11 protein-coding genes are annotated in these 8,470 nt (G+C 71.9%); all 11 read right to left on the reverse strand.

Annotated features, from left to right (window positions below):
* Positions 1-154: 154 nt before the first annotated feature.
* The 11 genes from DKT69_RS34055 to DKT69_RS34105 all read right to left on the reverse strand — a co-directional run bounded on the left by DKT69_RS34055 (position 155) and on the right by DKT69_RS34105 (position 8,417).
* Positions 155-763 (reverse strand): MerR family transcriptional regulator, encoded by a 609-nt coding sequence (locus DKT69_RS34055; RefSeq protein WP_109805506.1) that lies wholly within the window; start codon positions 761-763, stop codon positions 155-157.
* A 209-nt stretch (positions 764-972) separates the two neighbouring features.
* On the reverse strand, positions 973-1,437 hold the full coding sequence (locus tag DKT69_RS34060) for a bifunctional nuclease family protein (RefSeq protein WP_073833177.1): 465 nt from the start codon (positions 1,435-1,437) through the stop codon (positions 973-975).
* A 213-nt stretch (positions 1,438-1,650) separates the two neighbouring features.
* Positions 1,651-2,352, reverse strand: a complete 702-nt coding sequence (ftsR, locus tag DKT69_RS34065) for a transcriptional regulator FtsR (protein ID WP_201749999.1) — start codon at positions 2,350-2,352, stop codon at positions 1,651-1,653.
* A gap of 50 nt (positions 2,353-2,402) precedes the next feature.
* Positions 2,403-2,855, reverse strand: coding sequence for an oxoglutarate dehydrogenase inhibitor Odhl (odhI, locus tag DKT69_RS34070; RefSeq protein WP_007071101.1), 453 nt, complete (start codon positions 2,853-2,855; stop codon positions 2,403-2,405).
* 214 nt (positions 2,856-3,069) lie between these two features.
* Entirely contained in the window at positions 3,070-3,450 is a 381-nt protein-coding gene (gene gcvH / locus DKT69_RS34075) for a glycine cleavage system protein GcvH (RefSeq protein WP_109805508.1), read from the reverse strand.
* Between the two features lie 57 nt (positions 3,451-3,507).
* Positions 3,508-4,458: a DUF881 domain-containing protein gene (locus DKT69_RS34080; RefSeq protein WP_109805518.1), complete on the reverse strand. Its 951-nt coding sequence runs from the start codon at positions 4,456-4,458 to the stop codon at positions 3,508-3,510.
* A 10-nt stretch (positions 4,459-4,468) separates the two neighbouring features.
* Positions 4,469-4,801 carry a small basic family protein gene (locus DKT69_RS34085; protein WP_007071104.1) on the reverse strand — a complete coding sequence of 111 codons (333 nt, stop codon included), beginning with the start codon at positions 4,799-4,801 and terminating at the stop codon, positions 4,469-4,471.
* Positions 4,798-5,742 (reverse strand): DUF881 domain-containing protein, encoded by a 945-nt coding sequence (locus tag DKT69_RS34090; protein ID WP_109805509.1) that lies wholly within the window; start codon positions 5,740-5,742, stop codon positions 4,798-4,800. Before DKT69_RS34090 ends, DKT69_RS34085 begins: the two co-directional genes overlap by 4 nt.
* Entirely contained in the window at positions 5,739-6,380 is a 642-nt protein-coding gene (clsA, locus tag DKT69_RS34095; RefSeq protein WP_109805510.1) for a cardiolipin synthase ClsA, read from the reverse strand. Before clsA ends, DKT69_RS34090 begins: the two co-directional genes overlap by 4 nt.
* Before the next feature lie 322 nt (positions 6,381-6,702).
* A complete protein-coding gene (locus tag DKT69_RS34100) occupies positions 6,703-7,182 on the reverse strand; it encodes a MarR family winged helix-turn-helix transcriptional regulator (protein ID WP_109805511.1) in 480 nt (159 codons plus the stop codon).
* Positions 7,183-7,229: 47 nt separating this feature from the next.
* Positions 7,230-8,417: a PP2C family protein-serine/threonine phosphatase gene (locus DKT69_RS34105; protein ID WP_109805512.1), complete on the reverse strand. Its 1,188-nt coding sequence runs from the start codon at positions 8,415-8,417 to the stop codon at positions 7,230-7,232.
* Positions 8,418-8,470: the final 53 nt, after the last annotated feature.

The raw sequence follows: 8,470 nt of genomic DNA on the forward strand, positions 1-8,470 counted from the left end.
CGATCCGGCCCGGCGACAGACGCACCGCCGGACGAGTCCCACCGACCGGACCGTTCCAGCCGCGCCCACGACCAACCCGACACGCTGCGTCACCAACAAAGGAATCGCGTCGGGCCCCGGCCACGACGCGATCCGAAAGAGCCAACCCGGCGGCTCAACCCGCCCGGCGCCGCGCCCGACGCGCCGCCAACTCGTCCCCCACCGGCTCCGCCGCACCCGCCGCCTCAGGCGCCTCCGGCGCGGACGCCGCCGGCTCCTGCCCGACCGGCTCCGCCGGCAGGTGCGACAGCGAACCCTGGATCTCCTTGAACGCCCCGCCGATCGCGATGCCGAACACGCCCTGGCCGCCCTGCAACAGGTCGACCACCTCCTCCGGCGACCGGCACTCGTACACCGTCGTCCCGTCCGAGATCAGCGTGATCCCCGCCAGATCCTCCACCCCACGCGACCGCAACGCCTCGATCGCCTTCCGAATGTTCTGCAGGGACACCCCGGCGTCCAGCAACCGCTTCACGACCTTCAACACCACCAGGTCGCGGAAGGAGTACAACCGGGACGTCCCCGAACCCGACGCGTCCCGCACGCTCGGCACCACCAGCCCCGTCCGGGCCCAGTAGTCCAACTGCCGATAACTGATACCCGCCGCGTGGCAGGCGGTCACACCCCGGTAGCCCACCGCACCATCACCCTCGGTGCCCGGGACGGGCGACGCCACACCCGACTGCTGCGGCGTACCCGGATCAGGATCTCGCGGCTCGTGCATCCGGACAACCTCCCCGCCCGTGCGGCGACACGCCGTTTCTCCGAACGTGCACCCCTCGACACCGCAACCCTATAGCGGCCCTCAGGAGTTACCACGGAGGAACCGACGCGACACGCCGCGCAGGCACCCGGAAGATCACCGACGACAACACCCAGTCACCCACGGTGACGCCAGATCGTCGGCCGCCGACACCCGGCCGGGCAGCGGACTCAGCCCGCGAAGTCCTCCGGCCGCACCTGCTCCAGGAACTCGCGGAACTTCTCCACCTCGTCCTCCTGCTCATCCGGGATCACGATCCCCGCCTCGCTGAGGACCTGCTCGGCACAACGAATCGGAGCCCCGACCCGCAACGCCAACGCGATGGAATCGCTCGGCCGCGCGGACACCCGCACACCGTCGCCGATCAGCAGATCGGCGTAGAAGACGTTCTCCTTCAACTCGGTGATCTCCACCGCCCGCAACGGCGCCTGCAACGCCGCCAGCACGTCCCGCAGCAGATCATGCGTCAACGGCCGGGCCGGCTTGACCCCCTGCTGCTCGTAGGCGATCGCCGTCGCCTCGACCGCGCCGATCCAGATCGGCAGATAGCGGTCCCCCTCGACCTCCCGCAGCAGGACGATCGGCTGGTTGCTGGGCAGCTCCACCCGAACTCCGACCACGCTCAGCTCGCGCACCGCCGCCTCCGTGTCGTTGTCACCTATGCCCGCACCGCGCCCTTCCCTGCACGGTACACGGACCGCGACACGGGAGTCCCATGCGCTACGTGCACCACGCGCCTCGCCAGAAAGGGGTTACCCCGGCAAGCCTACGACACGCTTCCCGGGGCAGATCTTTCCGCTCTCACGCAAGCGAAGGGCCGGGCGTCACCGACACCCGGCCCCGCACCGTCACCGACCCAACGACGACCGCAACCCCACCCGCACCAGGGCCGCGTGCAACTGCTGCGACAACGCCACCAACTCACGCGCCGTCTCCGCCGCCCGGGACCGCGCCGCCGGATCACTCTGCCGCGCCAACGGCGCCACCAACTGCGCGAACAGACCGACCTCCCGATCCGCCGCCGTCCGGTAACCCCGCAGATGCCGCGGCTCCAGCCCGTACGCCGCCAACCCCGCCACCGCCCGCGCGATGATCAGAGCATCCGCGTCGTACCAACCCGCCGGATCGGACACCAGCACACCGAGCCGCTCCAACTCCGCCAACGTCGACTCGTCGATCCCGGAACGCGCGATCAGCTCCGCCCGCCCCAGCCGCACCTCCGACGACTCGGCAGGACCCGGCTCACCCCGTCCCGGCACCTCACCACCGGGACCGACCGCCACCAACGCCGGCCGCTGCCGACCCGACGCGCCACCCGACGCGTCGAACTCCGCCAACTGGTCACGGATCACCCGCAACGGCAGATACTGATCCCGCTGCGCGGTCAACACGAACCGCAACCGCGCCACATCGTCCCAGCTGTACTTCCGATACCCCGCCGGCGTCCGCTGCGGCTCCACCAGACCCTCGGTCTCCAGGAACCGCAACTTCGAGATCGTGACGTCCGGGAACTCCACCCGCAACTGCCCCAGCACCTCACCGATACTCATCAGCGGATGGGACCGGGCCGCCCCGGGCGGCGTCGAAGCCGCAGGCTCGTTCACCCCCGGCCGGCCTCCTCCTCCGGGCGCGGACCGGCGATGAACACCACCCGGAACTTGCCGATCTGCACCTCGTCACCATTGCTCAACGTGGCCGCCTCGACCCGCTCCCGGTTCACGTACGTGCCGTTCAGGCTGCCCACGTCCCGCACCGTGAACGTGCCACCGTCCCGGTGGAACTCGGCGTGCCGCCGCGACACCGTCACGTCGTCCAGGAAGATGTCACTGTCCGGGTGCCGGCCACTCGTCGTCACATCGTGGTCCAACAGGAACCGGGCGCCCGCGTTCGGACCCCGGCGAACCACCAGCAGCGCCATCCCCGGCGGCAACGAACCGGACATCCGGCTCGGCACCACATCGGTGTCCGGACCCTCCAGCACTTCGTCGAGCGAACCGAGATTGAGCGTCGAAGTGACGTCGAGTGGGGGGAACTCGTCGTCTGGGCGCGTCATGGGACCACCTCACGGATCTGTTCGGTCGGCGTCGGGTAATGGCGGGTCTGGCCGCCGGGCGGTCACACCCGGCGGCTGGCTCCCCGTGCCCGGGAAGGCGCATTCCACAAACGCTCAACTATTGGGTTCTCGGTCGACTGGGCGAGCCTAGCCAGCGCCGAAATGCAGGGCAACCGGACGCGCAGAGAACAACCCCGCCCGCCCGGGACGACACTCAGCTCTCAGTGAGCTCGCGGTACGCGCCAGCGGTCAGCAGACCCCCGACCGCGGCCGGATCATCCGGGGTGATCTCCAACAACCACCCCGCACCGTACGGATCCGTGTTGATCACCTCAGGGGTGTCGCCGAGCGCCTCGTTACGCGCCGCCACCGTACCGCTGATCGGCGCATAGATCTCCGACACGCTCTTCGTCGACTCGATCTCACCCAGCGGCTCACCGGCCGCCACCACCGCACCCTCGTCCGGCAACTGGACGAACACGATGTCACCCAGGGCGTCCTGCGCGAAGTGCGTGATGCCGACCCGGACGGCGCCACCGTCGCCATCGGCCACCCACTCGTGCTCGGCGGTGTACCGCAGATCCTCAGGAATCACCAGCTGCGTCCTTCATCCATCGGTGCACCGGGGGGAACCGGTGCCGGCCGCGCCCGGTCAGGAGACCGGACGGGCGTGTTCCAGCTTGATCGGGGCGTGCAGCTGCGAAACCTCCACAACCTCACGATCCACGGGGGTCACGCTACCGCCGGCATCGTTGACCGATGCGACCACCCCGCCGGGAATGTTCAACGCCGTACGCATCGTCGCCGGATCACCGATCACCAGGATCGTGTACGGGCCACTCAACCGCCGCCCGTCCACCACCAGGCCACCGCCCTCGGCGTCCACGAAATACGTCGACGCGATGATCCGCACCGCCGTCCCGTCGGCACCGGAGATCTGCATCGCCTCCGCGCCCGCGCCCCGCAACTCCTCCACCGCGTCCAGGATCCGCGTCGACGAGATCGCCTTGCCGTCACCCACGAAGCGCACCGACAGCCCCGGCCCCACCGCCGGCAACGTACCCGCCAGAATGCCCAACTCGTCGGCCCGCCGCGTCGCCTCCTCCAGCGCCGCCTGCCGACCCTGCTCACCCGAGCGCAGCTGCCGCTGGCTCTCCTCCAGCGCCTCGATGTCCTGCCGCAGCCGCCGCTCCCGGGAATCCAGATCCGACGAGATCCGGACCAGGTCCTCCTCCCGGGTCGCCGCCAGGGTCGGATCCGTCGAGGTCGTCTTCAACTGCACCACCAGGGTGAACCCCAGCAACGCCAGCAGCACGCCGATCATCGCCCCCGCCGACGTCAACCGCCGCCTACCCGAACCCTCCGCCACCGGCGCCGGCGCCGACGCGGCAGCCTCCGGCTCAGCCTCGGGACTCGCCGGCTCGGCCTCCGGGCTCGCCGGCGCGTCGGCCTCCCGCTCCGCCGGCCCGTCCGGCGCCAGCGGACTCAACTCATCGGGATCCGGCGCGTCCGGCCGCGGATCCGGCTCACCCGCCGGCCCCGCCGGCCGGGTCGGCTCCGCCGCCGGCCAACCGGTCCCGGTCTCCCTGTGCTCCTCGCTCATCGCCACCAACCTACGCCCGGAACAGGTGCCGGCGGATCGCCGCCACGTTTCCGAAGATGCGCACCCCGAGCACGACCACCACACCGGTGGACAGCTGACCGCCCACCCCCAACTGGTCACCCAGGTACACGATCAGACCCGCCACCAGAACGTTCGAGATGAACGACACCACGAACTGCTTGTCGTCGAAGATCCGGTCGAGCTTCGCCCGGACCCCGCCGAACACCGCGTCGAGCGCGGCCACCACGGCGATCGGCAGGTACGGCTGCAACGCAGCGGGCACGGTGGGGTCGAGGTACACCCCGAGGACCACACCGGCGAGCAACGCCAGCACCGCGATCATCGGCCACCTCCGGAGGGGCTGGGAGAGGTCCCCGAGCCGGACGGCCCGGGACTGGTCTTACCCGCGGCACCCGAACCCGACGGCGACGGGCTCGGACTGACCGAGGGCTCGGCGTAGCGTAGCCGCGGCTGCGGAGCCGCCGGCAGGGTGAGGTCCTCGGCCTCCTTCACCCCGAACGACAGGCCCGTGCTCCGCGCGACCTCCCGCATCAGGCTCGCCGCCCGGCTGTCGTCGAACCGGTCCCGCATCGAACCCGGACCGATCGCCGCCACCTCGTACGGGCCCGTCACCGGCCGGTAGTCGACGAGGATCGCCTCCCCCGCCGACCGGATCGTCGACGTCGCGGTCAACCGCTGCCCGTTGATTGCGACCGCCTCCGCGCCCGCCGCCCACAACGCGTTGGCCACCTTCTGCAGGTCGGAGTACAACACCCGGGACGGCCCCGCGTCCGCGCCCGTCACCGCGTCCTTGTCCTCGGCACCGTCGGCCAATCGCACCACCACACCGTCACCCCGCACCCGGGCCAGACCGGTGCCGGCCTCCAGGTTGCGCAACCGGGACGCCTGCGAGCCGCTCAGCGCCGCGTCCCGCTGCCGGCTCACCTCCTCGCGCAACTGCTCCGCGCGCGCGGTCAACCGGTCGGTCTCGCTCTCCCGCTGCTTGATCTCGGCGATCAGGCCGGCGCGCGCCTTCGCCCGGCCCGGCTCCTCCGCCATGGTCTCCCGGTAGGCGACGGAGAAGAGGAACCCGATCGCCACCACGACCACCACGGTCACCGGGCGGGCCGCCCAGCGGCGCAGGCCGGACGGCGGGGCCTGCCGGCGACGGGTCGCCGCGTCCGCGTACCCGGGGTCGAGGGGGTTGCGGAACAGGTCGGTGAGGAAGTCCGGCGCGTACACCCGGGCCGAGGGGTCCCGGCCCTCGCGGGGGGTCGAACTCATGCCGGCGCACCCCCGGCGCGGGCGCGCATCTCGCGGACCAGCCGACCGGCCTGCACCACGTACATCGCCCCGGCCACCCAGTAGAGCACCAACCCCCACCAGGCCAGCCCCCAGCCGATCGCGCCGGCGGCGGTCGCCACGCCGGGCGCCGCCGCGGCCAGCAGCAGGATCGGGAACGCGGCCAGCAGCAGGAAGGTGGCGGTCTTGCCCACGTAGTGCACCGGCGGCGGGCCGTAGCCGTACCGACGCAGCACGGCCAGCGAACCGAGCAGGAGCAGCTCGCGGGCGAGCAGCGCCCCGGTGAACTGCCACGGCACCACCTCCCGCGCGGTGAACGCCAGGAGCGTGGCCAGGATGTAGAGCCGGTCGGCGAGCGGGTCGAGCAGCTCTCCCAGCCGGCTGACCTGGTGCAGGCGGCGGGCGATCCAGCCGTCCACCCAGTCGCTGGTACCGCCGATGGCGAGCACCACGATCGCCGCCACGTCCGCGCGGACGACCAGGAAGAGGTACAGGAAGAGCGGCACGCCGAGCAGGCGGACGAAACTGATCACGTTCGGCAGGGTGAGGACGCGGTCCCCCACGACCGCCGTCGTACCGCCGGAAGCCGAACGCTCCGCGCGAGCCGGGCGACGCGACACCGAACCCTCCCTCCGCAGCACGTTCCGGCGGCCGACCGTGGTCGACCGCTCCGGAGGAACGTGCGCGTTGCCGGCCGGTCACCGCCGGCGCCCTCTGCGATCCCGGGCTGGGACCTCCCCCGATGCGGCCCACGATCGGTTCGATCGCGGGCCGGTGAGTTGCGCTGCCACTATATCGGGCGCTTCCCCGCGGCCCGGGCGCCCAGCTTGCGTCGCCGCTCAGCTTTCGGTTTGTGTGTGGCCTCGCACCATCGGTAAGGCATCCTAGGACACTAGTTGGGAACTGACCGCCCGGCGGACCCGGCCGGTCCAGCCGGAACGATTAGGCGGTGCGGGCCGTGGCGGTGGAATCGGTGGCGGTCTGCGGCGCGGACATCGCCGCCGCTGCCTGGCTGAACGCGACCAGGGCCAGCAACAGCTCGTGCTGCACCCGGTTGGGCATCCGGTCGAGGACCGCCTGCACGGCCTGGTGCCGGCGGTCCCTCAGCTCGCGCAACAGCGTCTCCGCCGTCGCGGTCGGGATCAACCGGACCTCGCGCCGGTCGCGGGGGTCCGCCACCCGGCGGACCAGGCCGACCGCCTCCAGCCGGTCGCAGAGCCGGCTGGCCGACGACGGCACCACGTCCAGCAGCTCAGCCAGCCGGTTCACGTTGGTCTCCGGGTGCGCCATGATCAGCGAGAGCACCCGCAGCTGGGTCGGCGAGACGCTGACGCTGTGCCGGGAGGTCGCCGAATCGAGCACGCCGACGAGCGCCTCAGCGGCCGCATCGATGGCCGCGGCAAGATTCGGAGGTCGCTCCACCCGCTGTCCCCTGCGATCGTCCCGTTCGTGTTCGCTCCGCCGGTCCGTTACCGCCCGCACTCGTCGTCCACACGGCCGGAACCGCGCCAGTCCAGGCAGACGACGACCGCGTCGTCACGGAGGTCCGCGTCGACGTGGTACGCGTGCAGTTCGCGCATCACCGTACCAACTGCCTCGGTCGCCGGCTGCAGCCGAGTGGACCGCATCGACCGCGCCATGGCCCGGTCCCCGTACGGCTCCTGGCCGCCCGGCTCGGCGGCGTACACGCCGTCGCTGACCACGAACAGCCGGTCCCCCGGCTCCACCGCGAACTCCTGCACGTCGTACCGGGTCTCGGCGAACATGCCCAGCGGCAGCTGCTGCTCCAGGGCGATCGGGGTGACCGTGCCCCCGCGCAGCCGCAGCACGTGCGGCGAACCGGCGTCCACCGCCTTGACCACGCCCCGCCGGGTGTCCAGCTCGAGCAGGAGCGTCGCCACGTGCCGGCTGCCGCGGTGCTGGTAGAAGATGGTGTCCGAGGCCAGCTCCGCCTGCTCGACCAGGCTGCCGCCGGACCGGCGGGCGTTGCGCATCGCATTCACGGTGACCGCGGTGAGCAGCGCGGCCGCCAGGCCGTTGCCGGCGCCGTTGAGCACCGTGACGGTGAGCCGGTCGCCGTCGACCGACCAGTCGAAGTGGTCACCGCCGACCGTGTACGCCGGTTCGAGCTGGCCGGCCAGCAGGAACGCGTGGTGCGCGACGCTGCGTCCGGGCAGCAGGTCCCACTGCATCTCGGCGGCCATGCTCAGCCGCTCCCGACGCCGTGCCCGGCGGTAGCGGTCGGTCTCCCGGTCGGCCGCGCGCAGCGCCACCGCCAGCTCGCCCGCGATGTCCCGGGCCGCCTCCACCGCCGCCGGGTCCGGCTGGGCCGGCAGCTCGACCAGCAGCACCCCGAGCCGTTCGCCCCACACCGACAGCGGCAGGTAGGCCCGGCACCGGCCGTCCTCGCCGGCGTCCAGCACCGGCCGCTGGCTGCTGAAGCAGCGCTGAGCCACGCCGTGGCAGGAGAGGAAACCGGCGTCCGGCACCTCCGGGTCCAGCACCGGCCAGAGCCCGCTGAACCGGTAGTCGGCGATGAACACCTCGGTGCGTGACGCCCCCAGCGCCGCGCGAATCGCCCGGTCGGCGGCCTCCACCAACTGGTCGGGCGGGGCCACGCGCAGGGCGCGCGACACCTGTCCGGCCGCATCCGGCATGTGCATCCTCCGCGATTATTGCTCTGGGGCAAGCATCATACGGAGGCGTGCCT

The organism is Micromonospora sicca, assembly GCF_003172935.1.
GTDB classification, from domain to species: domain Bacteria; phylum Actinomycetota; class Actinomycetes; order Mycobacteriales; family Micromonosporaceae; genus Micromonospora; species Micromonospora sicca.

What these genes read in the sequence shown, in the direction of transcription:
- odhI (WP_007071101.1), bottom strand. Translation starts at nt 2,855, where the DNA reads ATGACGCGCCCAGACGACGAGTTCCCCCCACTCGACGTCACTTCGACG.
- DKT69_RS34055 (WP_109805506.1), bottom strand. Translation starts at nt 763, where the DNA reads ATGCACGAGCCGCGAGATCCTGATCCGGGTACGCCGCAGCAGTCGGGT.
- DKT69_RS34105 (WP_109805512.1), bottom strand. Translation starts at nt 8,417, where the DNA reads ATGCCGGATGCGGCCGGACAGGTGTCGCGCGCCCTGCGCGTGGCCCCG.
- DKT69_RS34090 (WP_109805509.1), bottom strand. Translation starts at nt 5,742, where the DNA reads ATGAGTTCGACCCCCCGCGAGGGCCGGGACCCCTCGGCCCGGGTGTAC.
- DKT69_RS34085 (WP_007071104.1), bottom strand. Translation starts at nt 4,801, where the DNA reads ATGATCGCGGTGCTGGCGTTGCTCGCCGGTGTGGTCCTCGGGGTGTAC.
- ftsR (WP_201749999.1), bottom strand. Translation starts at nt 2,352, where the DNA reads ATGAGTATCGGTGAGGTGCTGGGGCAGTTGCGGGTGGAGTTCCCGGAC.
- DKT69_RS34080 (WP_109805518.1), bottom strand. Translation starts at nt 4,458, where the DNA reads ATGAGCGAGGAGCACAGGGAGACCGGGACCGGTTGGCCGGCGGCGGAG.